Origin of the sequence: Bradyrhizobium sp. 153 (genome assembly GCF_023073835.1) — a bacterium.
Taxonomy (GTDB): Bacteria; Pseudomonadota; Alphaproteobacteria; order Rhizobiales; family Xanthobacteraceae; genus Bradyrhizobium.
This window is the reverse complement of the sequence record NZ_JADPKH010000097.1, coordinates 121943-148186: the sequence shown is the minus strand read 5'-3', so window position 1 is coordinate 148186 and position 26244 is coordinate 121943. Positions and strand designations below refer to the sequence as shown.

General features: G+C 64.9%; 22 protein-coding genes. 14 read left to right on the top strand and 8 right to left on the bottom strand.

Annotated elements, in window-relative coordinates:
• Positions 1 to 48: 48 nt before the first annotated feature.
• Complete coding sequence (gene pnp, locus IVA91_RS25245; RefSeq protein WP_247276486.1) at positions 49 to 2211, top strand: polyribonucleotide nucleotidyltransferase; 2163 nt, start codon at positions 49 to 51, stop codon at positions 2209 to 2211.
• A gap of 112 nt (positions 2212 to 2323) precedes the next feature.
• On the opposite strand, the gene katG is transcribed toward pnp, so the two are convergent.
• Positions 2324 to 4492 carry a catalase/peroxidase HPI gene (gene katG, locus IVA91_RS25240; RefSeq protein WP_247448988.1) on the bottom strand — a complete coding sequence of 723 codons (2169 nt, stop codon included), beginning with the start codon at positions 4490 to 4492 and terminating at the stop codon, positions 2324 to 2326.
• Between the two features lie 114 nt (positions 4493 to 4606).
• Between katG and IVA91_RS25235 the strand changes: the two genes are divergently transcribed.
• Genes IVA91_RS25235 through IVA91_RS25225 form a run of 3 tightly spaced genes read left to right on the top strand, consistent with a single transcriptional unit; the run spans position 4607 to position 6599 of the window.
• A complete protein-coding gene (locus tag IVA91_RS25235; protein WP_247276488.1) occupies positions 4607 to 5533 on the top strand; it encodes a hydrogen peroxide-inducible genes activator in 927 nt (308 codons plus the stop codon).
• 8 nt (positions 5534 to 5541) lie between these two features.
• Positions 5542 to 6006 (top strand): GNAT family N-acetyltransferase, encoded by a 465-nt coding sequence (locus IVA91_RS25230; protein WP_247276489.1) that lies wholly within the window; start codon positions 5542 to 5544, stop codon positions 6004 to 6006.
• Positions 6003 to 6599 (top strand): glutathione S-transferase family protein, encoded by a 597-nt coding sequence (locus IVA91_RS25225; RefSeq protein WP_247276490.1) that lies wholly within the window; start codon positions 6003 to 6005, stop codon positions 6597 to 6599. The genes IVA91_RS25230 and IVA91_RS25225 overlap by 4 nt, the downstream gene beginning before the upstream one ends.
• Here IVA91_RS25225 and fabI read toward each other — a convergent pair.
• The 3 genes from fabI to fabA all read right to left on the bottom strand — a co-directional run bounded on the left by fabI (position 6596) and on the right by fabA (position 9318).
• Positions 6596 to 7396, bottom strand: a complete 801-nt coding sequence (fabI, locus tag IVA91_RS25220) for an enoyl-ACP reductase FabI (protein WP_247276491.1) — start codon at positions 7394 to 7396, stop codon at positions 6596 to 6598. The two genes, IVA91_RS25225 and fabI, sit on opposite strands and share 4 nt — an antisense overlap.
• Positions 7397 to 7533: 137 nt before the next feature.
• The gene (fabB, locus tag IVA91_RS25215; RefSeq protein WP_247276492.1) at positions 7534 to 8757 is read right to left on the bottom strand and encodes a beta-ketoacyl-ACP synthase I; all 1224 of its coding nucleotides are present in this window, start codon (positions 8755 to 8757) and stop codon (positions 7534 to 7536) included.
• A 39-nt stretch (positions 8758 to 8796) separates the two neighbouring features.
• Positions 8797 to 9318, bottom strand: coding sequence for a bifunctional 3-hydroxydecanoyl-ACP dehydratase/trans-2-decenoyl-ACP isomerase (gene fabA, locus IVA91_RS25210; RefSeq protein WP_247276493.1), 522 nt, complete (start codon positions 9316 to 9318; stop codon positions 8797 to 8799).
• A gap of 353 nt (positions 9319 to 9671) precedes the next feature.
• On the opposite strand from fabA, the gene irrA reads away from it, so the two are divergent.
• Positions 9672 to 10163, top strand: coding sequence for an iron response transcriptional regulator IrrA (gene irrA, locus IVA91_RS25205; protein ID WP_247276494.1), 492 nt, complete (start codon positions 9672 to 9674; stop codon positions 10161 to 10163).
• Between the two features lie 90 nt (positions 10164 to 10253).
• Here irrA and IVA91_RS25200 read toward each other — a convergent pair whose 3' ends face one another.
• Entirely contained in the window at positions 10254 to 10784 is a 531-nt protein-coding gene (locus tag IVA91_RS25200; RefSeq protein WP_247276495.1) for an SH3 domain-containing protein, read from the bottom strand.
• A 339-nt stretch (positions 10785 to 11123) separates the two neighbouring features.
• On the opposite strand from IVA91_RS25200, the gene IVA91_RS25195 reads away from it, so the two are divergent.
• Complete coding sequence (locus IVA91_RS25195; RefSeq protein ID WP_247419807.1) at positions 11124 to 12125, top strand: D-glycerate dehydrogenase; 1002 nt, start codon at positions 11124 to 11126, stop codon at positions 12123 to 12125.
• On the opposite strand, the gene IVA91_RS25190 is transcribed toward IVA91_RS25195, so the two are convergent.
• Positions 12122 to 13033: a LysR family transcriptional regulator gene (locus IVA91_RS25190; RefSeq protein WP_247276497.1), complete on the bottom strand. Its 912-nt coding sequence runs from the start codon at positions 13031 to 13033 to the stop codon at positions 12122 to 12124. The genes IVA91_RS25195 and IVA91_RS25190 overlap by 4 nt on opposite strands.
• A 121-nt stretch (positions 13034 to 13154) precedes the next feature.
• Between IVA91_RS25190 and IVA91_RS25185 the strand changes: the two genes are divergently transcribed.
• Entirely contained in the window at positions 13155 to 14162 is a 1008-nt protein-coding gene (locus IVA91_RS25185) for an aldo/keto reductase (protein WP_247276498.1), read from the top strand.
• 6 nt (positions 14163 to 14168) lie between these two features.
• On the opposite strand, the gene moeB is transcribed toward IVA91_RS25185, so the two are convergent.
• On the bottom strand, positions 14169 to 14972 hold the full coding sequence (moeB, locus tag IVA91_RS25180) for a molybdopterin-synthase adenylyltransferase MoeB (RefSeq protein ID WP_247276499.1): 804 nt from the start codon (positions 14970 to 14972) through the stop codon (positions 14169 to 14171).
• A gap of 249 nt (positions 14973 to 15221) precedes the next feature.
• Here moeB and IVA91_RS25175 point away from each other — a divergent pair, with 249 nt between their 5' ends.
• Entirely contained in the window at positions 15222 to 16580 is a 1359-nt protein-coding gene (locus tag IVA91_RS25175; protein WP_247276500.1) for a serine protease, read from the top strand.
• 138 nt (positions 16581 to 16718) lie between these two features.
• Here IVA91_RS25175 and mutM read toward each other — a convergent pair whose 3' ends face one another.
• Positions 16719 to 17600 (bottom strand): bifunctional DNA-formamidopyrimidine glycosylase/DNA-(apurinic or apyrimidinic site) lyase, encoded by an 882-nt coding sequence (gene mutM / locus IVA91_RS25170; protein ID WP_247276501.1) that lies wholly within the window; start codon positions 17598 to 17600, stop codon positions 16719 to 16721.
• Between the two features lie 80 nt (positions 17601 to 17680).
• On the opposite strand from mutM, the gene ubiE reads away from it, so the two are divergent.
• The 6 genes from ubiE to tsaE all read left to right on the top strand — a co-directional run bounded on the left by ubiE (position 17681) and on the right by tsaE (position 26191).
• Positions 17681 to 18442: a bifunctional demethylmenaquinone methyltransferase/2-methoxy-6-polyprenyl-1,4-benzoquinol methylase UbiE gene (gene ubiE, locus IVA91_RS25165; RefSeq protein WP_247276502.1), complete on the top strand. Its 762-nt coding sequence runs from the start codon at positions 17681 to 17683 to the stop codon at positions 18440 to 18442.
• Positions 18439 to 20013 (top strand): 2-polyprenylphenol 6-hydroxylase, encoded by a 1575-nt coding sequence (gene ubiB, locus IVA91_RS25160; RefSeq protein WP_247459396.1) that lies wholly within the window; start codon positions 18439 to 18441, stop codon positions 20011 to 20013. Before ubiE ends, ubiB begins: the two co-directional genes overlap by 4 nt.
• 56 nt (positions 20014 to 20069) lie before the next feature.
• Positions 20070 to 21524: a bifunctional phosphopantothenoylcysteine decarboxylase/phosphopantothenate--cysteine ligase CoaBC gene (gene coaBC, locus IVA91_RS25155; protein WP_247276504.1), complete on the top strand. Its 1455-nt coding sequence runs from the start codon at positions 20070 to 20072 to the stop codon at positions 21522 to 21524.
• Positions 21521 to 21979: a dUTP diphosphatase gene (dut, locus tag IVA91_RS25150; RefSeq protein ID WP_247276505.1), complete on the top strand. Its 459-nt coding sequence runs from the start codon at positions 21521 to 21523 to the stop codon at positions 21977 to 21979. Before coaBC ends, dut begins: the two co-directional genes overlap by 4 nt.
• Before the next feature lie 190 nt (positions 21980 to 22169).
• On the top strand, positions 22170 to 24674 hold the full coding sequence (locus tag IVA91_RS25145; protein WP_247459394.1) for a PAS domain-containing sensor histidine kinase: 2505 nt from the start codon (positions 22170 to 22172) through the stop codon (positions 24672 to 24674).
• Positions 24671 to 26191 carry a tRNA (adenosine(37)-N6)-threonylcarbamoyltransferase complex ATPase subunit type 1 TsaE gene (tsaE, locus tag IVA91_RS25140; protein WP_247276507.1) on the top strand — a complete coding sequence of 507 codons (1521 nt, stop codon included), beginning with the start codon at positions 24671 to 24673 and terminating at the stop codon, positions 26189 to 26191. Before IVA91_RS25145 ends, tsaE begins: the two co-directional genes overlap by 4 nt.
• Positions 26192 to 26244: the final 53 nt, after the last annotated feature.

Here is a 26244-nt window from a genome sequence, read left to right as displayed (position 1 = left end):
TTTTTCGAAGCGTCCCTTCTTTCGAGAACCCATGAAAGAAGACCTCCTATGTTCAATAAGCATTCAGTCGAGATCGACTGGGGCGGACGCCCTCTCAAGCTTGAAACCGGCAAGATCGCCCGCCAGGCCGACGGCGCCGTCGTCGCCACCTATGGCGAGACCGTGGTGCTTGCCACCGTCGTCGCGGCGAAGACACCGCGCGAAGGCGTCGACTTCCTGCCGCTCACCGTCGATTACCAGGAGAAGACCTACGCTGCGGGCCGCATTCCCGGCGGCTATTTCAAGCGCGAGGGCCGTCCGACCGAGAAGGAGACACTGGTCTCCCGCCTGATCGACCGTCCGATCCGCCCGCTGTTCGTCGACGGCTGGCGCAACGAGACCCAGGTGATCGTCACCGTGCTCTCGCACGACATGGAAAACGATCCCGATATCGTGGCGATGGTCGCGGCCTCCGCCGCGCTGACGCTGTCCGGCGCGCCCTTCAAGGGCCCGATCGGCGCAGCCCGCGTCGGGTTTGCCAATGACGAATTCGTCCTCAACCCGACCCTGGACGAGATGGTCGACACCCAGCTCGACCTTGTCGTCGCCGGCACCGCCGACGCCGTGCTGATGGTGGAATCGGAAGCCAAGGAGCTCAACGAAGACATCATGCTCGGCGCGGTGATGTTCGGTCACCGCCACTTCCAGCCGGTGATCAACGCGATCATCGAGCTCGCCGAGAAGGCCGCGAAGGAGCCGCGCGAAGTCACCGTGATCGACAATTCGGCGATCGAAAAGGAAATGCTCGGCTTGATCGAGCAGGAGCTGCGCGCCGCCTACGCGATCCCCGTGAAGCAGGAGCGCTATGCCGCCGTCGGCCTCGCCAAGGAAAAGGTGATGGCCCACTACTTCCCGGAAGGGCAGGAGGCGAAATACGACAAGCTCCGCATCGCCGGCGTGTTCAAGGAGCTCGAGGCCAAGATCGTCCGCTGGAACATCCTCGACACCGGCAAGCGCATCGACGGCCGCGACTCCAAGACCGTGCGCAACATCGTCGCCGAAGTCGGCGTGCTGCCCCGCGCCCACGGCTCGGCGCTGTTCACCCGCGGCGAGACCCAGGCGATGGTCGTGACCACGCTCGGCACCGGTGAGGACGAGCAGTACATCGACGCGCTGTCGGGGACGTACAAGGAAACGTTCCTGCTGCACTACAACTTCCCGCCCTACTCAGTCGGCGAGACCGGCCGCCTCGGCGGCACCAAGCGCCGCGAGATCGGCCACGGCAAGCTCGCCTGGCGCGCGATCCACCCGGTGCTGCCGCCGCATCACGAGTTCCCCTACACCATCCGCGTGGTGTCGGAGATCACCGAATCCAACGGCTCCTCGTCGATGGCATCGGTCTGCGGCGCCTCGCTGGCGCTGATGGACGCCGGCGTGCCGTTGAAGCGGCCGACCGCGGGCATCGCGATGGGCTTGATCCTCGAAGACAAGCGCTTTGCGGTTCTCTCGGACATCCTCGGTGACGAGGACCATCTCGGCGACATGGACTTCAAGGTGGCCGGCACCGAGCTGGGCATCACCTCGCTCCAGATGGACATCAAGATCGAGGGCATCACCGAGGAGATCATGCGCGTCGCCCTCGGCCAGGCCAAGGATGGGCGTATCCACATCCTCGGCGAAATGGCCAAGGCGCTCACCAATGCCCGCGCCGAACTCGGCGAATACGCGCCGCGTATCGAGACCTTCAAGATCCCGACCGACAAGATTCGCGAAGTGATCGGCACCGGCGGCAAGGTAATCCGCGAGATCGTCGAGAAGACCGGCGCCAAGGTCAACATCGAGGACGACGGCACCGTGAAGGTCGCCTCCAGCGACGGCGAGGCGATGAAGGCCGCGATCAAGTGGATCAAGTCGATCGCGTCCGAGCCGGAAGTCGGCCAGATCTATGACGGCACCGTCGTCAAGGTGATGGAATTCGGCGCCTTCGTGAACTTCTTCGGCTCCAAGGACGGCCTCGTCCACATCAGCCAGCTCGCGTCCAACCGCGTGCAGAAGACCTCCGATGTGGTGAAGGAAGGCGACAAGGTTAAGGTCAAGCTGCTCGGCTTCGACGACCGCGGCAAGACCCGCCTGTCGATGAAGGTGGTCGACCAGACCACCGGCGAGGACCTCGAGGCCAAGGAGAAGGCTGCCGAGGGCGAGAAGGCCCCGCGCGAAGCGGCGGGCGAGTAAGTCTCGCCACACGGACAAAAACACGAAGGGCGGCCGAGAGGCCGCCCTTTTTCTCGCCCCTGGGGAGCGCTGCGCTCCCTCTCCCGCAAGCAAGCGGGAGAGGTGCAGAGCCTCAAGCCGTGAGATCGAACCGGTCGAGATTCATCACCTTGGTCCAGGCCTTGGCGAAGTCCTTGACGAACTTCTCCTTGGAATCCGACGTGGCGTAGACCTCGGCGAAGGCGCGGAGCTGCGAGTGCGCGCCGAAGATGAGATCGACGCGCGTGCCGGTCCACTTGACCGCGTTGGTCTTGCGGTCGCGGGCCTCATAGGTGCCGTCAGCGCCGGCCGGCGTCCACTGCGTGCTCATGTCGAGCAGGTTGACGAAGAAGTCGTTGCTTAGCGTTCCCACCTTGGCGGTGAAGACGCCGTGCTTCGAACCGTTCGCATTGGCGCCGAGCACGCGCAGGCCGCCGACGAGCACCGTCATCTCCGGGCCGGTGAGCCGAAGCAGCTGCGCACGATCGACGAGCGCCTCCTCGGGCATCATAAACTGATGCCGCTTGCCGATATAGTTGCGGAAACCATCGGCCCGCGGCTCCAGCGGCGCGAAGGAAGCAGCATCCGTCTGCTCCTGCGAGGCATCCATACGGCCCGGCGTGAAGCCGACCTTGACCTCGACGCCGGCATCCTGGGCGGCCTTCTCGACCGCGGCGGTGCCGCCGAGCACGATCAGGTCTGCGAGCGAGACCTTCTTCGCGCCGGACGAGGCGTTGAAGTCCTTCTGAATCGCTTCGAGCTTGCCGAGCACCTTGGAGAGCTGAGCGGGCTGGTTCACCTCCCAGTCCTTCTGCGGGGCGAGACGGATGCGCGCGCCGTTGGCGCCGCCGCGCTTGTCCGAGCCGCGGAACGTCGAGGCCGACGCCCAGGCGGTCGAGACCAGCTCCGATACGGACAGACCCGAGGCGAGGATCTTCGTCTTCAGCGAGGCGATGTCCTGCTCGCCGACCAGCTCGTGATTCACGGCCGGAATCGGGTCCTGCCAGATCAGCGTCTCCTTCGGCACCAGCGGGCCGAGATAGCGCTGGATCGGACCCATGTCGCGGTGCGTGAGCTTGAACCAGGCGCGGGCGAAGGCGTCCGCGAACTGATCGGGATGCTCGAGAAAGCGTCGCGAGATCTTCTCATAGGCCGGATCGAAGCGGAGCGAGAGGTCCGTGGTCAGCATCGTCGGCCGATGCTTCTTCGACTTGTCGAAGGCATCAGGAATGATCGCCTCGGCATTCTTGGCCGTCCACTGGTGCGCGCCGCCGGGGCTCTTCGTCAGCTCCCATTCGTACTTGAACAGGTTCTCGAAGAAGTTGTTGCTCCACTTTGTCGGCGTGGTCGTCCATGTCACCTCGAGACCACTGGTGATGGAATCGCCCGCGAGGCCCGTACCGTGCTTGCTCTTCCAGCCGAGGCCCTGATCTTCCAGCGCGCCCGCTTCCGGCTCCGGACCGACCAGCGACGGATCGCCCGCGCCGTGGGTCTTGCCGAAAGTATGGCCGCCGGCGATCAGCGCGACGGTTTCCTCGTCGTTCATCGCCATGCGGAAGAAGGTCTCACGGATATCCTTGGCCGCGGCGATCGGATCCGGCTTGCCGTTCGGACCTTCCGGATTGACGTAGATGAGGCCCATCTGCACTGCGCCCAGCGGCTCGGCGAGCTGACGCTCACCGCTGTAGCGCTCATCGCCCAGCCAGGTCCCTTCGGGACCCCAATAGAGCTCTTCCGGCTCCCAAACGTCGGCGCGGCCACCCGCAAAACCAAACGTCTTGAAGCCCATCGATTCCAGCGCGACGTTGCCCGCGAGCACCATCAGGTCGGCCCACGAAAGCTTGCGGCCGTATTTCTGCTTGATCGGCCACAGCAGCCGGCGCGCCTTGTCGAGGTTGGCGTTGTCGGGCCAGCTGTTGAGCGGCGCGAAGCGCTGCTGACCGGCGCCGGCGCCACCGCGGCCGTCGGTGATGCGGTAAGTGCCCGCGCTGTGCCAGGCCATGCGGATCATCAGGCCGCCGTAATGACCGAAGTCGGCCGGCCACCACTCCTGCGAGTCCGTCATCAGAGCGGTCAGGTCCTTGATGACCGCGTTCAGGTCGAGCGACTTGAACTCCTTGGCATAGTCGAATTCTTTGCCCATCGGATCGGACAGGTCGGAATTCTTGTGCAGCACCTCGATGTTGAGCTGCGTCGGCCACCAGTCGCGGTTTGAGCGCGCGGGTTTTCCGCCCGAAAACGGGCATTTCGAAGTGTCGTCCATGAATACCTCCTCTGGCGGCGGCGAACTCGCGCCCTTGACCAGGTAGAACCACTCTAAGCATCGCCTCCTATCAGGGGAAGTTGACTTTAATGATCGCTGCGATAGGATTTTCTGATGATAAACCTGACGCTGCGTCAGCTTCGCTATTTCGATGCGCTGGCGCGCCACGGCCATTTCGGCCGCGCCGCCGAGGCCTGCTCGATCTCGCAGCCAGCCTTGTCGATGCAGATCAAGGAGTTGGAAGGGACCCTCGGCGGCCTGCTGCTGGAGCGTAGCGCGCGGCAGGTGGCGCTGACCCGGTTCGGCGAGGAGCTCGCGCAACGCGTCCGCGAGATTTTGCGCTCGGTCGATGAGCTCGGCGATTTCGCCCGGGCTTCACAGGATCGCTTCGCCGGCCGCCTGCGCATTGGCATGATCCCGACCATCGCACCGTATCTCCTGCCCAAGATCACCAAGAATCTCACGCGCATGCATCCCGAGCTCGACATCCGCGTGCGCGAAACCATGACGCCGCGGCTGATCCAGGAGCTGGTCGAAGGCCGGCTCGACACCGCCATCGTCGCGCTGCCGGTGTCCGAACCCTCGCTCACCGAGGTCGCGCTGTTCGACGAGAAATTCCTGCTGGTGCGGCCGGGCGCGGACGAGGGCACCCCGGTGCCGTCGCGCGAGATGATGCGCGAGATGCGGCTATTGCTGCTCGAAGAGGGGCACTGCTTCCGCGAACAGGCGCTGTCCTTCTGCAACATGCAATCGGCGCCGCCGCGCGAGATGCTGGATGCGAATTCGCTCTCGACGCTGGTCCAGATGGTCAGTGCCGGCATCGGCGTCACCCTGATTCCGGAGATGGCGGTGCCGGTGGAGACGCGATCGGCCTCGGTCTCGCTGGCGCGCTTCCGCGACCCCGAGCCCTCCCGCACCATCGGCATGGTCTGGCGCAAGACCAGCCCGCTGGCGCGACAGCTGCTGCAAATCTCCGAGGTGGTGTGCCTGTCGGCCGGCAAGGCGCGCCCACGTCAGGCGGCGCGCAGCCTCAGAGCCTGAGTTGCCGGATGTCGCAACCGATCATCCGCATCGCGCGCGCAGACGAATATGACGAGATCGCCCGCGTCTGGATGCTGAGCTGGGTCTCGACCGGCCTCGCCGAGGTCAGCGATTTCCTGCTGGCAAATCTCCGCGTCCGGATCCGACGCGAGATCGAGGACGGCTGGAGCCTGTTCGTCGCCGACGACAACGGCACGATCGCCGCGATGCTGGCGCTGCATCTGCCGAAGCGCTATCTCGACATGCTTTTCGTCGCGCCCGCTTATCAGGGCCAATCGCTCGGCCGGCGATTGCTCGCCTTCACACGCACGCAACTGCCTGACGAGATGTACCTGCGTTGCGTGCGCGAGAACGAAAAGGCCTGGCGCTGGTATGAGCGCGAAGGTTTCGTGTTCGAGACGGAAGAGATCGAACCGTCGAACGGGTTCGTGATGAAATATTATCGATGGAAGAATAAAGGAGACGCGTCATGATCAAGCTTTATTGGTCACCCCGGTCGCGCTCGTTCACGACGCTCTGGTTGATGGAGGAGAGCGGTCTGCCCTACGAGCGCGTGCTGACCGACATCTCGACCGGCGCGCAGAAGGCGCCGGATTATTTGAAGATCAACCCGATGGGCAAAGTGCCGGCGTTGACTGACGGCGACGCCGCGCTCGGCGAGGCCGCTGCGATCTGCGCCTATATCGGCGATCGCTATCCCGAGACCAAGCTCGCGCCCGCTGTGATCGATCCGCGCCGCGCGCGCTATCTGCAATGGCTGTTCTTCTCGCCGAGCTGCATCGAGCCCGCCATCATCCAGATCTTCACCAAGATCGAGATCCCGACCTCGACCGCGGCCTGGGGCAGCGCGACGCAGGTCTTCGACGTGCTGGAAGCGGCGCTCGAGAAGGGACCGTGGATCTTGGGCGACAATTTTTCCGCTGCTGACATCACAATCGGCTCGGGCCTGAACTTCGCGGTGCGTCTGTTCAAGATGGTGCCGTCGCGTCCGGTCTTCGACACCTATCTCGCGCGCTGCATGGCCCGGCCGGCGTTCCAGCGCGCAGAGAAGATCGCGGCCGGCTAGTCCGGCGACTTCAAGTCGTCCGGCTTCGGCATCAGGATGATGTTGTACCCGGAATCGACGTAGTGAATCTCGCCGGTCACGCCGCCCGACAGATCCGACAGCAGATACAGCGCCGAGCCGCCGAGCTCGTCGAGCGTGACGCCGCGGCGCAGCGGCGCATGTTTCTGCTGGAATGCGAACATCGCCCGCGCTTCACCGATGCCGGAGCCGGCGAGCGTACGGATGGGGCCTGCGGAGATCGCGTTGACGCGGATGCCGCGCGGCCCGAAATCCGCGGCGAGATAGCGCACTGAGGCTTCCAGCGCCGCCTTGGCCACACCCATCACGTTGTAATTCGGCATCGCCCGCATCGAGGCGCCGAAGGTCAGCGTGATCATGCTGCCGCCCTCTGTCATCAGCTCGGCGGCGCGCTTGGCGACTTCAGTGAAAGAGAAGCAGGAGATCACCATGGTGCGCGAGAAATTCTCGCGGGTGGTGTCGGCGTAGCGGCCCTTCAGCTCGTTCTTGTCGGCGAAGCCGATCGCGTGGATCACGAAGTCGAGCTGGCCCCACTTGTCGCGGAGCGCTGCGAAGGTCGCATCGACGCTGGTGATGTCCTCGACGTCGCAAGGCAGCACCAGATCGACGCCGAGCTGCTCCGCCAACGGCTTGACGCGCTTGCCCAAGGCCTCGCCCTGAAAGGTGAAGGCCAGCTCGGCGCCCTGGGCATGCAGCGTCCTCGCCATGCCCCAGGCGATCGAATGATCATTGGCGATGCCCATGATCAGACCGCGCTTGCCTTTCATCAAACCTTCCATTGCTTCTTTGCTCCCACTATTCCGGGGTCATCGCCCGCGCAGGCGGGCGATCCAGTATTCCAGAGCCGTATGTGATAGATCGAGAAGCCACGGCACACTGGATGCCCGCCTTCGCGGGCATGACAGCATCGCTAAAATCACACATCCAGCCGGCTGAACACCAGAGTGGCGTTGGTGCCGCCGAAGCCGAAGGAGTTCGACAGCACGGTGCCGATCTTGACGTTGTCGATGCGCTTGCGCACGATCGGCATATCCGCGAACACGGGATCGAGCTCCTGGATGTGCGCGCTCTCGCAGATGAAACCATTGTTCATCATCAGCAGCGAATAGATCGCCTCCTGCACGCCGGTAGCGCCCAGGGAGTGGCCGGTCAGCGCCTTGGTCGCGGAGATCGGCGGGCACTTCTCGCCGACGCCGAACACCCTTCGGATCGCCTCGATCTCCGGCGGATCGCCGGCAGGCGTCGAGGTCGCGTGCGGATTGATGTAGTCGACTTTGGTCTTCACCGTCGACATCGCCATGCGCATGCAGCGCTCGGCGCCTTCGCCTGATGGTGCGACCATGTCGTGACCGTCCGAGGTCGCGCCATAACCGACGATCTCGCCATAGATGCGCGCACCGCGCGCGTTGGCATGCTCGAGCTCTTCCAGCACCAGCACGCCGGCGCCGCCGGCGATGACGAAACCATCGCGATTGACGTCGTAGGGACGCGAGGCCGTGGCGGGCGTGTCATTGTACTTCGAGGACATCGCACCCATGGCATCGAACAGCACCGATAGCGACCAGTCCAGCTCCTCGCAGCCGCCTGCAAAGATGACGTCCTGCTTGCCGATCTGGATCGTCTCGTAGGCATTGCCGACGCAATGGTTCGAGGTCGCGCAGGCCGAGGAGATCGAGTAGTTCACGCCCTTGATCTTGAACCAGGTCGCCAGCGTCGCGGAGGCCGTGGAGGACATCGCCTTCGGCACCGCAAACGGGCCGACGCGCTTCGGCCCCTTGGTGCGGGTGATGTCGGCGGACTCGACGATGGTTCGCGCCGAGGGGCCGCCGGAGCCCATGATGATGCCGGTGCGGACGTTGGAGACTTCGTCGGGCGACAGACCGGAATCCTGGATCGCCTGCTCCATCGCGACGTGATTCCACGCCGCGCCCTGACCGAGGAAACGCATGGCGCGGCGGTCGACCACCGTCGATGGATCGAGTGTGGGCTCGCCTTGTACCTGCGAACGGAAGCCGAGCTCGGCATATTTCTCAGCCCGCGAAATGCCCGACTTCGCCTCGTGAAGGCTCGCAAGCACTTCCTGGGTGTTGTTTCCGATCGACGAGACGATGCCCATCCCGGTGACCACAACCCGCCTCATGACAGCCTCGCCTCAATCGTTGCCTTCTTGGTGATGCGCTCAGCCCAGGCTCGTGCCCTGCTTGAACAGGCCGACCTTCAGATCCTTGGCGCGATAAATAATCTGGTCATCGACCGAAAGCCACCCGTCGGCGATACCGAGCACGAGCTTTGCGCGCATCACGCGTTTGATATCGACGTTGTACACAACCTTGCGCGCGTCGGTCAGCACCTGGCCGCCGAACTTCAGCTCGCTGAGGCCGAGCGCGCGGCCGCGACCTTCGCCGCCGCTCCAGCCGAGATAAAAGCCGACCATCTGCCACAGCGCATCAAGACCGAGGCAGCCGGGCATCACCGGATCGTTCTTGAAGTGGCAGCCGAAGAACCAGAGGTCGGGCTTCACGTCGAGTTCGGCGCGCACTAGGCCCTTGCCGAACTCCCCGCCATTGTCGGTAATTTCCGTAATGCGGTCGAACATCAGCATCGGCGGCAGCGGCAACTGGGCATTGCCCGGGCCGAACATTTCGCCGCGGGCACACGCCAGCAGATCTTCGTATTCGTAACCGTTGCGCCTGTTCAGCATGCACGAGCCTCTGTTCTAATCCCGATTGAGCGGCGTTTTTTGGCGAAAATGGGCCCCGTCTCGGTCGGAGAGCAACGCCAATTGCCATCGTCAGGGGCACCTCCCGCAAGCCCGGATGGACTGCGGACCGGGCCACCATGCTTGGCTGCGCCAAATCGGCTAGGCGGAACCGCGCGCTCTCTAACACAGGCCATTTCGAGTGGCAAAGCGCGTCTATGAAGGTAAAATGACCGGCGCTTCGCGCGGTTCCAAGCTTGATTAGAACCTCTCTACTTGCGAGAAACTTGCACCTGCATCTTTCTGTCCTTATATTGCAAGAGACATATAGTTCACGCGCGCCCGAAATCTGGATAATGAGCGAGAATACCGCGCCCCCTCACGACGACGACGTCCATTCCGCAGCCCTCTTGTCCGGCCGCCAGCCGGCCCTGACCGGTTGCCCGTGGCACGACGTCAACGAAATGCTCCAGTCCGCCGGGCTCCGTCCGACGCGCCAGCGCATGGCGCTCGGCTGGCTCCTGTTCGGCAAGGGTGCGCGCCACCTCACGGCTGAAATGCTCTACGAGGAAGCGACGTTGGCCAAGGTTCCGGTGTCGCTGGCGACCGTCTACAACACGCTGAACCAGCTCACCGATGCCGGCCTGCTCCGTCAGGTCAGCGTCGACGGCACCAAGACCTATTTCGACACCAACGTCACCACCCACCACCACTATTACCTCGAGAACAGCCATGAGCTGGTGGATATCGAGGATCCGCATCTGGCGCTGTCCAAGATGCCCGAGGTGCCCGAGGGTTACGAGATCTCGCGCATCGACATGGTCGTGCGCCTGCGCAAGAAGCGCTGAGATTTGCTGAGATAAATCTGAGATCGTCGTGGCCGGGCTTGTCCCGGCCATTTTTCGTTTGCCCAGCCGTCCTGGACGACGCCTGCGGCGTCAATTCACCTGCTCGTCCGAGTACACGCCCCAGAGGCGCTCCTGCTGGATCCAGCCGTCAAAGCCGCTGCCGGTGACGTGACACCAGCCTGCGCTGCACTTCTTCACTTGCGTGACGACGCCGGCCTGGAGCTTGGCTGCGACCGCGCTGTCGGGATCGGGACGGTCGTAGATCGGCGCGAGGTCGTCCTTGTGCTTCATGGTGACGACCGCGGTACGGCGGCCCGACAGCAGCGAGTGATAGACCCAGCCCTCGGCGCCTTCGGAATCACGCACCCGGCGCCAGTTCTCGAATTCAGCAGTGATTTCCACCGGCAGGCCGGCGCGGGTATAGACCCAGGCCACGTCATTGTCCTTGGTCGGGCCGGCGCGAACGTTGACGTGATCCGACTTGAGGCTGACATAGCGCGGCACCGGCAGTCCGCTGGCGGTCTGGGGGGTGGTGTCCTTCGCCGAATGCGAGGGGCTGACCGAGGCGCTCAACCAGGTGCAAACGAGCGCCATCACCGAACAAAAACGCCCCAACGCCATCAACCCGTCTCCTGTCGAAGACCCGCCCGAGGCGGGTCCTCACCCCAAAATCCAAAACCCTGCCGCGTCAGCCCCTGTCCCGCCCCACGCGGGTGTTCCCCAGAACGAGGTCCGCAAGCCCTGACCCGTGGTTCTTGTCTTGGCCCGGCCTTCTGCTAGAGAGGACGGACGCTTGAACAACCAGTTTGCCCCGATTTTCCGGCCGGAAATATCGGGAGAGCTTGAAGGAAACGCCGGGGACGACACGGCTAGGGCAGTGTCGAACAACCGGGTTAATGAGGCCTCAACGGCCAGCTTTTGGTGACAGAGGCGGGCTGCGACGCCTCATGAGGGCAGGACATGTCGGTGAAGAAAAAGCCCCTCGTCGTTGTGACGCGCAAGCTGCCGGACTCGGTCGAGACGCGCATGCGCGAGCTGTTCGACGCGCGGATCAATCTCGACGATACGCCGATGTCGGCCGAGCAGATCGCGGAAGCCGCGCGCACCGCCGACGTGCTGGTTCCGACCGTGACCGACCACATCAGTGCCGATGTCATCAATCAGCCAGACTGCAAGCTCCGCCTGATCGCCAATTTCGGCAATGGCGTGGACAATATCGACGTCGAAGCCGCGCATGCCCGCGGCATCACCGTCACCAACACGCCAAAAGTTCTGACCGAAGACACCGCCGATATGACCATGGCGCTGATCCTCGCCGTACCCAGGCGGATGATAGAAGGCGCTTCGATCCTGACGGAAGGAAAGCCCTGGGCAGGCTGGTCGCCGACCTGGATGCTCGGCCATCGCATCGGGGGAAAACGGCTCGGCATCATCGGCATGGGCCGCATCGGCCAGGCGGTGGCGCGCCGCGCCCGCGCCTTCGGCCTGCAGATCCACTATCACAACCGCCGCCCGGTCGCGCCGAAGATCGCCGAAGAGCTGGGCGCGACCTATTGGGAGAGCCTCGACCAGATGCTGGCGCGGATGGACATCATCTCGGTGAACTGTCCGCACACGCCGGCGACCTATCATTTGCTCTCGGCGCGGCGACTGAAGCTGATCCGGAAAGACGCCTACATCGTCAACACCGCTCGCGGCGAAGTGACCGACGAGGACACGCTGATAAAGCTGATCGAAGGCGGCGAGATCGGCGGCGCCGGCCTCGATGTCTACGAGCATGAGCCTGCGGTCAACCCAAAACTGGTGCGGCTCGCCAAGGCGGGCAAGGTGACACTGATGCCGCATATGGGCTCCGCCACCATCGAAGGCCGCGTCGAGATGGGCGAGAAGGTCATCATCAACATCCGCACCTTCCTCGATGCCCACAAGCCGCCGGATCGCGTGCTGCCGAGCATGCTCTAGGATCGATCCGTCTTGCGCTTCCGCCAACCTGCGACGAAATCGATGAAGGCCCGCAGCGCCGGCGGCACCTGGCGGCGGCTCGGATAGTAGAGGAACGGTCCGGGAAACGGCTCGCACCAGTCCTCCATGAGGCTGACCAGCGCGCCGGACTTCACGGCGTCATGGACGTAGCCATCGAGCGTTGCCCAGATGCCGGCGCCGTCGAGTACAGCGCGCATGGAAAGATTCATATTGGTCGAAATCAGCTTGGCCGGCGGATCCACCTTCACGATTTGGCCGGCCTTCTCGAATTCCCAATCGTGCATGACGCCGCTTGAGTAGCGTGCGCGGATGCAATCATGGTCGAGCAGGTCCCTCGGATGTTTCGGCCTGCCGCGGCGCGCGACGTAGTCGGGCGATGCGACGACAATATAGCGCTGCGAGCCGCTTAGCGGAATCGCCACCATGTCCTGCGCGAGATGTTCGCCATAGCGCACGCCGGCATCGTAGCCGGCGCTGACGATGTCGACGAAACCGCTCTCGGAGACGATGTCGAGATCGATTTGCGGATATGCTGCGAGGAACGGCCCCGCCATCGGCGCCAGCACGAGGTCGACCGCCGGCGGCGGCGCATTGATACGCAGGCGGCCCGAGGCGACCTCGCGCAGGCCCCGCACCAGATCCAAGGCATCGCCGACGTCGCGCAAGGCCGGTGCGACGCGCGATAGCAGCAGTTCGCCCGCCTCGGTCAGCGCGACACTGCGGGTGGTGCGGTTCATCAGGCGGACGCCGAGGCGCTCCTCCAGGTCCCGTAGTCGCTGGCTAAGGCTCGACACCGACACGCGAATATCCTGCGCCGCACGCCGGAAATTGCGGGTGCGGGCGACCGCCACGAAGACATCGAGATCGCGCAGGTCAGGCTCGGCCATTATTCGCCAGAATGAACAAGCTATTCTGGATTGTCCAGCTTATCGGGGCAATGGACCAAGGGCATATCTGGCCTCGTCACGCGGCGCATTCAGCCTGCCGCACCTTTCGAGGAGAGCCATCATGGAACAGCGCAAACTCGGTTCAACCGGCCCCACGGTTTCCGCCTTTGGGCTCGGCTGTATGGGCATGTCAGAGGTCTACGGCCCCGCCGATCGCGGCGAGGCCATCGCCACGGTCCATGCGGCACTCGATGCCGGCATCACGCTGCTGGATACCGGCGACTTCTACGCGATGGGCCACAACGAGATGTTGGTCCGCGAGGCGCTGAAGGATACTTCGCGCGACAAGGTCCAGATCAGCGTCAAATTCGGCGCGCTGCGCGGCCCGGCCGGCGAATTCGCCGGCATGGATTGCCGCCCCATAGCGATCAAGAATTTCCTGGCCTATTCGCTGCAACGTCTCGGCACCGAGTATATCGACATCTACCGCCCGGCCCGGCTCGATCCGAACGTACCGATCGAGGAGACGATCGGCGGCCTCGCCGAACTGGTGAAGGCCGGCTACATCAGGCATATCGGCCTGTCCGAGGTCGGCTCCGACACCATCCGCCGCGCGCATGCCGTGCACCCGATCGCCGACCTCCAGATCGAATACTCGCTGATCGAGCGCGGCATCGAACGCGATATCCTCAAGACCTGCCGCGAGCTCGGCATTGGCATCACGGCCTATGGCGTGCTGGCGCGTGGACTGATCAGCGGCCATTGGACGAAGGACAGCGGCAAGGCCGGCAAGGACTACCGGCTGATGACACCACGTTTCCAGGGCGCGAACCTCGACGCCAATCTCGCGCTGGTGGAGCAGCTTCGCGCGGTCGCGAACGACATCCGCGCAACGCCGGCACTGGTTGCGATCGCCTGGGTGGCGGCGCAGGGCCAGGAGATCGTACCGCTGGTCGGCGCGAGAACCCGCACCCGTCTGGCCGAAGCACTCGGCGCAACCAAGGTGACGCTGACACAGGCTCATCTCGCAGCGCTGGCAAAGGCATTTCCGCCGGATGTCGCCGCCGGCACGCGCTATGCGGCCGAACAGATGGCGCATCTCGACAGCGAGAAGCCGGCCACGCGGTAGCGGCGATCAGGTGCGATGAGCGCTGAGATCAGTGATGACGGGCCCATCGCCGTTGAGCGGATTGGCGGGATCGCGCCCATAGCGCAGCGTTTCGAAGCGCATCGCGCGCGCATCGATCATCAGGAGGCGGCCGATGAGGCCGTCGCCAAAGCCGACGATCTCGCGGATCGCCTCCAGCGCCATCATCGAGCCGAGCACGCCCGCCAGCGCCCCCATGACGCCGGCCTCCGCACAGGCCGGCACCGTGCCAGGCGGCGGCGCCTCGGGAAACAGGCAGCGATAGGTCGGATTGAATTCGCCCTGCTCGTTCATCTCATGTGCACGGATGGTGGTGAGCGAGCCGTCAAAGGTTCCGAGCGCCGCGGTGATCAGCGGCCGCTTTGCAAAGAAGCAGGCGTCCGAGACCAGATAGCGCGTTGAGAAATTATCGGAGCCGTCGAGCACGAGATCGTAATCGCCGATCAGGCCGAGTGCATTGTCGGCGTTGAGCCAGGTGGCGTGGCCGACGAACCGGACATGTGGATTGAGTGCCGCGATCCGCTCGGCCGCGCTTTCGACCTTGTGCCGGCCGATGTCGGGCGTCGTATGGATCACCTGTCGCTGGAGGTTGGACAGCGACACCACGTCGTCATCGACCACGCCGAGCGTGCCCACGCCGGCGGCGGCCAGATACATCAAGGCGGGCGCGCCGAGCCCGCCGGCGCCGATCACCAGCACCGAGGCCCGCTTCAGCGCAGCCTGTCCGGGACCGCCGACGTCGCGCAGCACGATATGACGGGCATAGCGTTCGAGTTCGTCCGGGCTCAGCATCGTCGTACGCCTCTCTACACCCTCGCTATCGACCCTCGCGGTGCGGAGCGCGGAACGCGCTCTCCGGACGATGCTTCGCATCGCCCGGCGAACCATGAAGGCCCGGATCTCGCCTGCGGCCATCCTTCGAGACGCCGCTTGCGCGGCTCCTTCAGGATGAGCGGCACCGTCTGAACCACCGCGAGATTGTTCGCGACCAACGAGATGTGCTTCAATGACATGGCGTTCAATGGGCTGGCTGGATTTGTCATGAGATCGATGCTTGCGGCAACACTGATGTTTGCGGCCGCCACAGGCGCGAACGCCCAGATGACGGCGCCACAGGTCCCCGGTACCAAGCCGAAGACGGTCCAGACCGTACCGACCCGGCCTCCCGCGATGCAGACTCCGTCGGCCACAATGGATGCCATGGCAAGAGCTGAGCGGCTGGCGCTTCAGTCAGACCTCGCCTGGGTCGGCCAGTATAATGGCGCCATCACCGGCGACGCCAGTGAGCGCATGGTCAATGCCATCAAGGAGTACCAGAAGGCCAAGGGCAGCAAGCCGACCGGCGTGCTCAATGCGCAGGAGCGCGCCGCGCTGGCTGAGGCGGCACGAAAGAAACAGGAGAGCGTCGGCTGGAAGATCGTGACCGAGCCGACCACCGGCGCCCGGCTCGGCATCCCCGGCAAGCTGGTGCCGCAGCAGGCGAGCGACGCCAGCGGCGCGAAATGGACTTCCCCGACCGGCACGGTTCAGGTGCTGCTCAGCCGCCGCCAGGAGGTGAATCCGACATCGGCGAGGCTCGCCGATCTGGAGAAGGAGCCGTCTGGGCGCAAGGTCGATTACACTGTGGTGAAGCCCGACTTCTTCGTGCTGTCGGGATTGCAGGGTCTGAAGAAGTTCTACGTCCGCGGCACCTTCAAAGGCGACGAGGTTCGCACCATGACGATCCTCTACGACCAGGCAGCCGAGAACGTTGTCGAGCCGGTCGTGATCGCGATGTCGAGCGCCTTCAATGCGTTTCCGTCGGGGCCGCAAGCCGCGCCGCCGCCGCGCAAGACCGTCGACTACGGCACCGGAATTGTCGTCAGCGATGATGGCGCGATCGTCGCCGACCGCCTCGTCACCGATGGCTGTCTCACCATCACGATCGGCGGCTATGGCAGTGCCGACCGTCTCGCCGAGGACAAGGAGCACGATCTGGCGCTCCTGCACGTCTACGGCGCACGCGGCCTGAAGCCGCTCAGCCTCGCCGGCGACGCAGCGAAGGCGAGTGCGGATGTCATCGGCATCGCCGATCCACAGAGCCAGGGCGGCGCCACCGGCGTGTCGAGCCTCAAGGCTGCGCTGGCACCGGTGACAAACAGCAATTCCGCGCTGTCGCCTCCGCCGGCGCTCGGCTTCTCCGGCAGCCCGGCCATCGGCGCCGACGGCAGGTTTGCGGGCATCGCGCTGCTGAAGCCGGCGACGGTCGCGGGTCCCGCCACATCGGTGCCGGCGTCACAGGGGGTGATGATCGCCGCCGAGACGGTGCGCGATTTCCTCAAGGCGAACGGTGTTGCGGCGAATGGCACATCGACGGATGCGAAAGCCGCGGTCGTACGCGTGATCTGCGTGCGGAAGTAGGGTGCTGCAAGCATCTCCATTCTCGTGTCCCAGGCGTTGATGGCAGTTGGTGAGACCGATGTAGCCGCGAGCTCCCGACCCTCTCCCGCAAAGCTTGCAGGAGAGGGAGCGCACCACACCTCGATCAGCATGGCCGAGTTATTTCTGACATTTCGGGCACCAGAAGGTCGACCGGCCATTCTGCGTAAACCGCTTGATCGTGCCGCCGCAGCGAGGCATCGTGCATTTCTCGCCTTCGCGGTCGTAGACCTTGAAGGAGTGCTGGAAATAGCCGAGCTCGCCCGAGGTCTGGCGATGGTCCCGCAAGCTCGAGCCCCCGGCCTTGATCGCATCGTTCAGCACGGTGTGGATCGCGCCGACCAGGCGCTTGGCATGGTCCGTCGGCTCACCCTTCTTGGTCGATAGCGTCGCGGCGATCCGGCGCGGCGAAAGGTGCGAGCGATGCAGCGCTTCGCAGACATAGATGTTGCCGAGCCCCGCCACCACACGCTGGTCGAGCAGCGCCGCCTTCAAGCTCGTGGTCTTGCCGGCACAGGACTGCGCCAGCATCGCGGCATCGAACTCGTTGCCGAGCGGCTCGGGACCGAGTCCGCGCAGCAGCGGCTCTTCATCAAGCGCATCGCGCGCGATCACTTTCATGTAACCGAAGCGGCGCGGGTCGTTGAAGACGATGTCCGCTCCGGAGGACATCCGAAACAGCACGTGGTCGTGCGCGGAATCCTTGGCTCGCGGATAGTGAAACTCGCCAGGCTGCGCGTCGTTGTCCGGTCTGATGACACGAAACGAACCCGACATGCCCAGATGCATCAAGAGCACGTCGCCGGAGGCGAGATCGGCCATGAGATATTTTGCGCGGCGGCCGAGGCCGGTGACGACCTGCCCCTTGAGCCGCGCGACGAAGTCCGGCTGGAACGGAAAGCGCAAATCCGCCCGCCGGGCCTCCGCCTTGAGGATTTTCGCTCCCTCCATGACGGGCTGAAGGCCGCGGCGGACGGTCTCGACTTCGGGCAATTCAGGCATGGTCGGGCATTCACCTTATGAGAGCGGTGTGATAGCGCCATTGCGGCGGGCGCGCTATGGTCCGCCAGTGGAGTAGAGTAATGGATCGGCCGGGCGAAACCACGCATTTTGGCTTCAGGGACGTGCCCTTAGGGGACAAGCAGACGCTGGTGAACGACGTGTTTCACAGCGTGGCCGCGCGCTATGATCTGATGAACGATCTGATGTCCGGTGGCCTGCACCGGGTCTGGAAGGACATCATGATCAACGCGCTCGACCCGCCGAGGAGCGATCGGCCGTTCGCGCTGCTCGACGTCGCCGGCGGCACCGGCGACATCTCGTTCCGCGCCGCCAAGGCGGCAGGCGCTGGCTTCCACGCCACTGTCTGCGACATCAACACCGACATGCTGGCCGTCGGCCGCGAGCGCGCCGCCAAGCGGCATCTCGAGACTCAGGTCGATTTTGTTGAGGGCAACGCCGAAGCACTCGCCTTTGCCGATCGCAGCTTCGACGCATACACGATCGCTTTCGGCATCCGCAACGTGCCGCGGATCGATCTGGCGCTGCGCGAGGCCTATCGGGTGCTGAAGCCGGGCAGCCGCTTCCTATGCCTGGAATTCTCGACCGTCGAAATGCCCGGGCTCGATCGTCTCTATGACTTGTTCTCGTTCAAGGTGATCCCGCCGCTTGGCCGCATGGTCACGGGCGACGCCGAGTCCTACCAGTACCTGGTCGAATCGATCCGCAAGTTTCCAAAGCCCGGCGCCTTCGCCGACATGATCCGCGACGCCGGCTTTTCTCGCGTCAGCTGGCAGACACTCACCGGGGGTATCGTCGCACTGCATTCAGGCTGGCGTTTGTGATCTCTGCCATCACCCACATTTCGCGCCTGATCCGCGCCGCGTTCGTGTTCGCGCGCGAGGGCGTGTTCGGTTCGGTCGATCCGAGCCTGGTGCCGCCGCCCGGGCAACTCGCGCTGAAGCTTGCGCGCCTGATCGAGCGGCGCGGCGTCAAGCACGGCCCGCGAATATCGCGCGCCCTCACCCGAATGGGCCCGGCCTATCTCAAGCTCGGGCAGTTCCTGGCAACGCGCCCCGACGTCGTCGGCGTCATCATCGCGCGCGACCTCGAAAGCCTCCAGGACCGCCTGCCGCCGTTTTCGCAAGCCGAAGCGGAAGCCACGATCACGATATCGCTGGAACGGCCGCTGAAGGATGTGTTTGCAAGCTTCGGCCCGCCGGTCGCGGCCGCCTCGATCGCACAGGTGCATCGCGGCGAGGTCTTGCGGGGCGGCATCCGTAGGCCGGTGGCGATCAAGGTGCTCCGGCCCAATGTCGCCGCACGTTTCCGCCGCGACCTCTCCGACTTTTTCTTCGTCGCGCACAAGGCCGAAGCCTATTCGGCCGAGGCGCGGCGCCTGCGCCTCGTCGAAGTCATCAACACCATGTCGCGCTCGGTCGCGATGGAGATGGACCTCCGGCTCGAAGCCGCCGCGCTGTCGGAGATGGCGGAGAACACGCGCGACGATCCTGATTTTCGCGTGCCGGCCGTCGACTGGCACCGCACCACACACAACGTGCTGACGCTGGAGTGGATCGACGGTATCGCGCTGAACGATCACAAGCGCCTTGCGGAGGCGCAGGTCGACCTGCCCGATCTCGGCCGCAAGGTGATCCAAAGCTTTTTGCGGCACGCGCTGCGCGACGGCTTCTTCCACGCCGACATGCATCCGGGCAATCTGTTCCTGGACGATGCCGGCCGTCTCGTCGCAGTCGATTTCGGCATCATGGGCCGGCTCGGCATGAAGGAGCGGCGCTTCCTCGCCGAGATCCTGCTCGGCTTCATCACCCGCGATTATCGCCGCGTCGCCGAGGTGCATTTCGAGGCCGGCTATGTGCCCGCGCATCATTCGGTCGAGAACTTCGCGCAAGCGATCCGCGCCATCGGTGAGCCGATCCACAACCGCACCGCCGAGGAAATCTCGATGGCGCGGCTGCTGACGCTGCTGCTCGAGGTCACCGGCCTGTTCGACATGACGACGCGGCCCGAGCTGATCCTGCTTCAGAAGACCATGGTCGTGGTCGAGGGGGTGGCGCGGGCTTTCGATCCCAAGCTGGATATCTGGAAGATTGCCGACCCCGTGGTGCGCGAATGGATCGAGCGCAACCTCGGTCCGATCGGCCGGGTCCAGGGCGCGCTGGCGGGCACCGGGGACATTGCGCGGGTGCTGATGCGGCTGCCGGAGATCGCCGAGCGGTCGGTGAAGGTGCTGGAGCAGCTCGAGACCATGACGCGGGACGGCATAAGGCTGTCGCCGGAGAGCATCGCGGCGATGGGCCGCAGCGAGGGCCGCAAGAACCGCTGGCGCACCGTGGCGCTCTGGATCATCGCCGCGACCTTCATCGGCATCCTGATCGCCGTCCGGAATCTATGATTGCACTGCAATCACACGAATGATAGCATCGCGATCATTCCGTGTTGGAGGGCGTCATGGCAAGCCTGACCATCCGCAAGCTCGACGATGCCGTCAAAACCTATCTCCGGCTGCGCTCGGCCAAGAACCGCAGGTCGGTCGAGGAAGAGGTCCGGGTCATCCTGCGGGAGCTGATCGAGGGCCGCGAGGAGCCGCTGACGCCGTTTGCGGTCCCACCTGCGGCATCCTCCTCAGCTCCGACACAACAACGTACCAGCGCCGTTCCCGAAGCCAGCGTCACCCTGATCATCGGCGGCGGTATCGCGGCCTATAAATCGCTCGACCTGATCCGCCGGCTGAAGGAACGCCGCGTCGAGGTTCGCTGCGTGCTGACCAAGGCGGCGCAGCAATTCGTCACGCCGCTGGCGGTGAGCGCGCTGTCGCATGAGCGCGTCTACACCGACCTGTTCGACCCGCAGAGCGAGTTCGACGCCGGCCATATACGGCTGGCGCGCGACTGCGACCTGATCGTGGTGGCGCCGGCAACCGCCGATCTCCTGGCCAAGCTGGCAAACGGTCATGCCGATGATCTCGCCAGCGCCATCCTGCTCGCCACCAATCGCAAGGTGTTGCTGGCGCCGGCGATGAATCCGCTGATGTGGAACAACGCGGCGACACGCCGCAACGTCGCGCAGCTTCAGCGCGACGGTGCGGTGTTGATCGGACCCAATTCCGGCGAGATGGCGGAAGCCGGCGAGGCTGGCATCGGCCGCATGTCGGAAGCCATCGAGATCGCCAATGCCGCCGAGCGGCTGCTGCGGCCGCCGGTGCCGCGCCCGCTCGCCGGCAAGCGCGTGCTCATCACCGCAGGTCCCACGCATGAGCCGATCGATCCGGTGCGCTACATCGCCAACCGCTCCTCCGGCAAGCAGGGCTTTGCCATTGCCGCCGCCGCGCAGGCCGCGGGCGCCGAGGTGATCTTGGTCAGCGGTCCGGTCGACCTCGACGATCCCCAGGGCGTGACGGTGAAGCATGTGGAATCGGCACGGCAGATGCTGGAGCAGGTGCAGGCGGCGCTTCCCGTCGACGTCGCGATCTTCGCCGCCGCGGTCGCCGACTGGCGCGTCGCCAACGAGGGCGAACAGAAGCTGAAGAAGACCTCGGCCGGCATGCCACCGCTTCAGCTCGTCGAAAACCCCGACATTCTCGCCACCATCGCCAAGCTGGCCGACAAGCGCCCGCCGCTGGTGATCGGCTTTGCCGCCGAGACCGAGCATCTCATCGACAACGCCAAATCAAAACTTGCCCGCAAGGGTTGCGACTGGATCGTCGCCAACGACGTCTCGCCGGCCACCGGCGTGATGGGCGGCGATCGCAACACCGTGCACCTGATCAGCCGCAAGAATGGCGCGAAGGACGGCGAGTTTGCAGTTGATTCCTGGCCGGTGATGACCAAGGAACAGGTCGCCATCGAACTGGTCGCGCATGTCGCAAGGACCGTGACCGACAAATCCCGGGAGCCGGCATCTTGAGCACGAAAGTCACGGTCGAACTGCAACGCCTCGCGCATGCCGATGGCCTGCCGCTGCCCGCCTATCAGACCGCCGAGGCCGCCGGCCTCGACCTGATGGCTGCGGTTCCGGACAGCGAGCCCTTGACGCTCGCGCCCGGTCAATATGCGCCGGTACCGACGGGCCTCGCGATCGCCTTGCCGGCCGGGCACGAGGCGCAGGTGCGGCCGCGCTCGGGGCTTGCGGCCAAGCACGGCGTCACCGTGCTGAACTCGCCCGGCACGATCGACGCGGACTATCGCGGCGAGATCAAGGTGATCCTGATCAATCATGGCCAGGCGCCCTTCGTGATCAAGCGCGGCGAGCGCATCGCACAGATGGTGATCGCGCCCGTGGTGCAGGCCGCGCTGGTTCCCGTGGCGACCTTGTCGACGACCGATCGCGGCGCCGGCGGCTTCGGCTCGACCGGCCGCTAAGGCACGATAGCTCCGGCCGAATCACCCGAAGAACTACGTGCGTTGGAACAACGTGCCCGGCATTTTTGGGGGGCCGCCTTTGCGTTCACGATCTGGACTCTTACCGGCGGAGTCACGGTGAGGGTATTGTCTTTTGATTCGCGCGCGACGGGGGTCGCCGCGCGCAAATCCGTGCGATCTTGGGGCAACTATGTCAGGCGTGATCGTGTCGATGCGTCGGACGCTGCTGTCGTGCACATCGTTGGTGCGCAACGGCTTGTTGGGAGGCGCTTTGGCGGCGCTGCTGCCGGCTGCGCCGGCTGAGGCCGCCGACCTCGTCGACACTCTCTCCATCATGCTGGATTTCAACCGGCAGGAACTCGCGGTGCTCGCCACTGCGCTGGCCCTGCTCGGCTTCTCGGTGATGGCCGCGATCCTGTTGATGCGCACGCGCGTGCGCACGGCGAAGAACGAGGCGCGGCTGCGCGCGCGAATCGGGGAACTGCAACTTCAGGCCGATCGCTTCGGCGCCCTGCTGTTCGCCGAGCCGCAGATCCTGATCTCCTGGGCGGCCGGCGACAATCGCGCGCAGATTTCCGGTGACCTCTCCATGGTGCTGCCGCGCGATTCCTCGCCGCAACGCGTGCTCGCATTCGGAACCTGGCTGCCGCCGGAACCCGCGCTCCAGATGGATCATGCGGTCGATGCGCTGCGCGAGCGCGGCGATGGGTTCCAGCTGACGCTGACGACTGCGCATGGCCACACGCTCGAGGCCATCGGCCGCGCCATCGGCGGCCAGGCCATTGTGCGGATTCGCGAACTCTCCGGGCTCCGGCGCGATCTGGCCGAGACCAATCTGCGTTACAAGGCGCTCTCCGACGAGACCGAGATGCTGCGCGGCTTCGCCGCCGCAGCACCCTGGCCGATCTGGGCCAAGGGGGAGAATGGCGCACTGACCTACGCCAACCCCGCCTATGTCCGAGCGACTGAGGCGAACAGCATCATCGATGCCCAGGAGCGCAAGCTCGAGCTGCTCGACAGCGCCAACCGCACCGCGATGGACCGAGGGCTGAAGGACGCCGCCAATTTCACCTCGCGGCTGCCGATCGTGATCGGTGGTGAGCGGCGCATGTATGACGTGCGCGCGGTCAATGTCGGCAGCGGCAGTGTCGGCGTCGCCATCGATGCCAGCGAGGCAGACGCGCTGAGCTCGGCCCTCGTACGCATGGCGGAAGCGCATCGCCGCACACTGGACCAGCTCTCCTCGGGCGTTGCCGTGTTCGATGGCCAGCGGCGCCTCGCCTTCTACAACGATTCCTATCGGCGGCTGTGGGACCTCGACCGCACCTTCCTCGACGCCAACCCTGATGATTCCGGTGTGCTCGACCAGCTCCGCGCCGCGCGCAAATTGCCGGAGCAGCCGGACTTCCGCGCCTGGAAGGCCAAGCTGCACGAAGCCTATCGCGCGGTCGAGACCGCCAAGGACACCTGGTACCTTCCCGACGGCCGCGCGCTTTCCGTCGTCACCACGCCGAATCCCGAAGGCGGCGTCACCTATCTGTTCGACGATGTCACCGAGAGCCTCGAGCTCGCCCGCCGCTTCGACGGCATGATCCGGGTTCAGCGCGAGACGCTGGACAGCCTCGCGGAAGGCGTCGCGGTGTTCGGCAGCAACGGCAAGGCGCAGCTGTTCAACCCGGCCTTTGTCCGGATGTGGAAGCTGTCCAGCGATGCCATGCGCGACGAACCGCACATCCAGACGGTCGAAGGCTGGTGTCATCAGCTCTACGATGATCCCGTGGTCTGGCGCCAGATCCGCGAAGCCATCACCTCGATCGAGAACCGCGCCGACGTGCCGCTGAAGCTGGAACGCAAGGACGGCAGCGTGCTCGATGGCATGATCCGCCCGCTGCATGACGGCGCGACCATGTTGACGTTCCAGGACATCACCGACACCGAGAATGTCGAACGCGCGCTGCGCGAGCGCAACGAGGCGTTGGAGGCCGCCGACCAGATGAAGGTGGATTTCGTCCACCACGTCTCCTACGAGCTGCGCTCTCCCCTTACCACCATCATCGGCTTCGCGCATTTCCTCAGCGATCCCTCGACCGGACCGCTGACGCCGAAGCAGGCCGAATATCTCGACTACGTCACCAAATCGACCAATGCGCTGCTGGCGCTGACCAACAACATCCTCGATCTCGCCACCATCGACGCCGGCGCGATGAAGCTGGAACTCGGCCCGGTCGACGTCAGCAAGGCCATCGAGCTCGCGGCCGAGGGTATCCAGGACCGCCTCGCCACTGACCGCATCCGCCTCAAGGTCGAGATCGCGCCCGACATCGGCAGCTTCATCGGCGACGAGAAGCGCGTGGTGCAGGTGCTCTATAACCTCCTTGCCAACGCAGTCGGGTTTTCTCCACAGGATTCCACCGTCGGCATCAGCGCACGCCGCACCGAGCGCAGCGTGGTCTTCACCGTGACAGATTCAGGGCCTGGAATACCTGCCGACATGAAGGACAAGGTGTTCAACTGGTTCGAAAGCCGCTCGCAGGGCTCGCGTCACCGCGGCGCCGGGCTCGGCCTGTCGCTGGTGCGCTCCTTCGTCGAGCTGCATGGCGGCAAAGTACGGGTGGACTCGATCGTCGGCCGGGGCACGATCGTGATCTGCGACTTCCCGACCGACCAGGCGGCGCATCGCGACGCCGCCGAATGACCGAAGCAACCACATTCTCCGTCGCGCTCCACAACGAGACGGCTACCGCGCAATTGATGGCCGACCTCGCGCTGCTGGTCGGCCCCGGCGACGCCGTCACGCTCACTGGCGATCTCGGGGCCGGCAAGACCGCAGCCGCGCGCGCCCTGATCCGCTATCTCGCCGGTGACGAGACGCTGGAAGTTCCGAGCCCGACCTTCACGCTGGTGCAGGGCTACGAGCTGCCACCCTTCCCGGTGATGCATGCTGACCTCTACCGCGTCGAGGACGAGAGCGAGCTCGAGGAGATCGGGCTGTCGCCGCTGCCGGACGCAACCCTCGTTCTGATCGAATGGCCAGAGCGTGCGCCGTCGGCGATGCCCGAAGACCGCATCGACATCGCGCTGACGCACCGGCCGGCGCTGGGCTCGAATGCGCGCGCGGCCGACATCACCGGTTACGGCAAGGGCGCCGCGCAAGTCGTGCGACTGAAGGCCCTGCGCGAATTCCTCGACGCCTCCGGCTATCTCGACGCGACGCGTCGGCGCATGGCCGGCGATGCCTCGACCCGCTCCTATGCGCGGCTGCTGCGCGACGGCGAGACCGTCATTCTCATGAACTTTCCGCAGCGCCCCGACGGCGCCGCCCTTTATGACGGAAAGTCCTACAGCGCCGCAGTGCATCTCGCCGAAAATGTAAAGCCCTTCGTCGCCATCGACGAAGGCCTGCGTGCACAGGGAATCTCTGCGCCCGCGATCCACCATTCGGATCTCGACCACGGCTTTCTGATCACCGAAGATTTCGGCAGCGAAGGCGTGATCGAAGGCGATCCGCCGCGCCCGATTCCCGAACGCTATGAGGCTGCGATCGATGTGCTGGCCATGCTGCACGGCAGGACGCTGCCGGAAACCTTACCGCTCGCCGGCCAGAGCTACGAGATACCGGTCTTCGACGCCGAGGCGCTGCTGATCGAGATCGGCCTGATGCCGGAATGGTATCTGCCCGATCGCAATGCTCCGCTCAGCCAAGAGGCGCGCGCCGAGTTTCTCGCGATGTGGCGCGAGCTGCTGAAGAAGCCCTTGGCGGCGCCGCGGACGTGGATCATCCGGGACTACCACTCGCCCAATCTGATCTGGCTTGGGAATCGCAGCGGCATCGAACGCGTCGGCGTGATCGATTTCCAGGACACCGTGCTTGGACCGAAATCCTACGATGTGGTGTCGTTGCTCCAGGACGCCCGCATCGACGTGCCCGAAAGCCTCGAGCTGACGCTGCTGTCGCGCTATATCAAGGCACGCCGCGCCAGCGACGCAAGCTTCGACGCCGCCGGCTTCGCCGAGCTCTACGCCATCATGTCGGCGCAGCGGAATACCCGCCTGCTCGGCACCTTCGCCCGGCTGAATCGCCGCGATGGCAAGCCGCATTATCTGCGTCACCAGCCGCGGATCTGGACCTATCTCCAACGCTCGCTGGCGCATCCCGCGCTCGGCTCTTTGCGCGACTGGTATCTCGCCAACGTCCCGCCGCCGCAACCCTGATCCGGGCCCGATTTACCAGCCGTTAGCCAAGATGTCGCTATTCTGGCCGCGAG

Excerpts from the sequence above, each read along its gene's own strand:
- moeB (WP_247276499.1), bottom strand. The coding sequence starts at position 14,972 with ATGCTGAGCCCGGACGAACTCGAACGCTATGCCCGTCATATCGTGCTG.
- tsaE (WP_247276507.1), top strand. The coding sequence starts at position 24,671 with ATGACCGAAGCAACCACATTCTCCGTCGCGCTCCACAACGAGACGGCT.
- IVA91_RS25195 (WP_247419807.1), top strand. The coding sequence starts at position 11,124 with ATGTCGGTGAAGAAAAAGCCCCTCGTCGTTGTGACGCGCAAGCTGCCG.
- IVA91_RS25200 (WP_247276495.1), bottom strand. The coding sequence starts at position 10,784 with ATGGCGTTGGGGCGTTTTTGTTCGGTGATGGCGCTCGTTTGCACCTGG.
- IVA91_RS25190 (WP_247276497.1), bottom strand. The coding sequence starts at position 13,033 with ATGGCCGAGCCTGACCTGCGCGATCTCGATGTCTTCGTGGCGGTCGCC.
- mutM (WP_247276501.1), bottom strand. The coding sequence starts at position 17,600 with ATGCCTGAATTGCCCGAAGTCGAGACCGTCCGCCGCGGCCTTCAGCCC.
- irrA (WP_247276494.1), top strand. The coding sequence starts at position 9,672 with ATGAGCGAGAATACCGCGCCCCCTCACGACGACGACGTCCATTCCGCA.
- katG (WP_247448988.1), bottom strand. The coding sequence starts at position 4,492 with ATGGACGACACTTCGAAATGCCCGTTTTCGGGCGGAAAACCCGCGCGC.
- fabA (WP_247276493.1), bottom strand. The coding sequence starts at position 9,318 with ATGCTGAACAGGCGCAACGGTTACGAATACGAAGATCTGCTGGCGTGT.
- coaBC (WP_247276504.1), top strand. The coding sequence starts at position 20,070 with ATGGCAAGCCTGACCATCCGCAAGCTCGACGATGCCGTCAAAACCTAT.
- IVA91_RS25235 (WP_247276488.1), top strand. The coding sequence starts at position 4,607 with ATGATAAACCTGACGCTGCGTCAGCTTCGCTATTTCGATGCGCTGGCG.
- fabI (WP_247276491.1), bottom strand. The coding sequence starts at position 7,396 with ATGGAAGGTTTGATGAAAGGCAAGCGCGGTCTGATCATGGGCATCGCC.
- pnp (WP_247276486.1), top strand. The coding sequence starts at position 49 with ATGTTCAATAAGCATTCAGTCGAGATCGACTGGGGCGGACGCCCTCTC.
- IVA91_RS25230 (WP_247276489.1), top strand. The coding sequence starts at position 5,542 with ATGTCGCAACCGATCATCCGCATCGCGCGCGCAGACGAATATGACGAG.
- ubiE (WP_247276502.1), top strand. The coding sequence starts at position 17,681 with ATGGATCGGCCGGGCGAAACCACGCATTTTGGCTTCAGGGACGTGCCC.
- fabB (WP_247276492.1), bottom strand. The coding sequence starts at position 8,757 with ATGAGGCGGGTTGTGGTCACCGGGATGGGCATCGTCTCGTCGATCGGA.
- IVA91_RS25185 (WP_247276498.1), top strand. The coding sequence starts at position 13,155 with ATGGAACAGCGCAAACTCGGTTCAACCGGCCCCACGGTTTCCGCCTTT.
- IVA91_RS25145 (WP_247459394.1), top strand. The coding sequence starts at position 22,170 with ATGTCAGGCGTGATCGTGTCGATGCGTCGGACGCTGCTGTCGTGCACA.
- IVA91_RS25175 (WP_247276500.1), top strand. The coding sequence starts at position 15,222 with ATGAGATCGATGCTTGCGGCAACACTGATGTTTGCGGCCGCCACAGGC.
- IVA91_RS25225 (WP_247276490.1), top strand. The coding sequence starts at position 6,003 with ATGATCAAGCTTTATTGGTCACCCCGGTCGCGCTCGTTCACGACGCTC.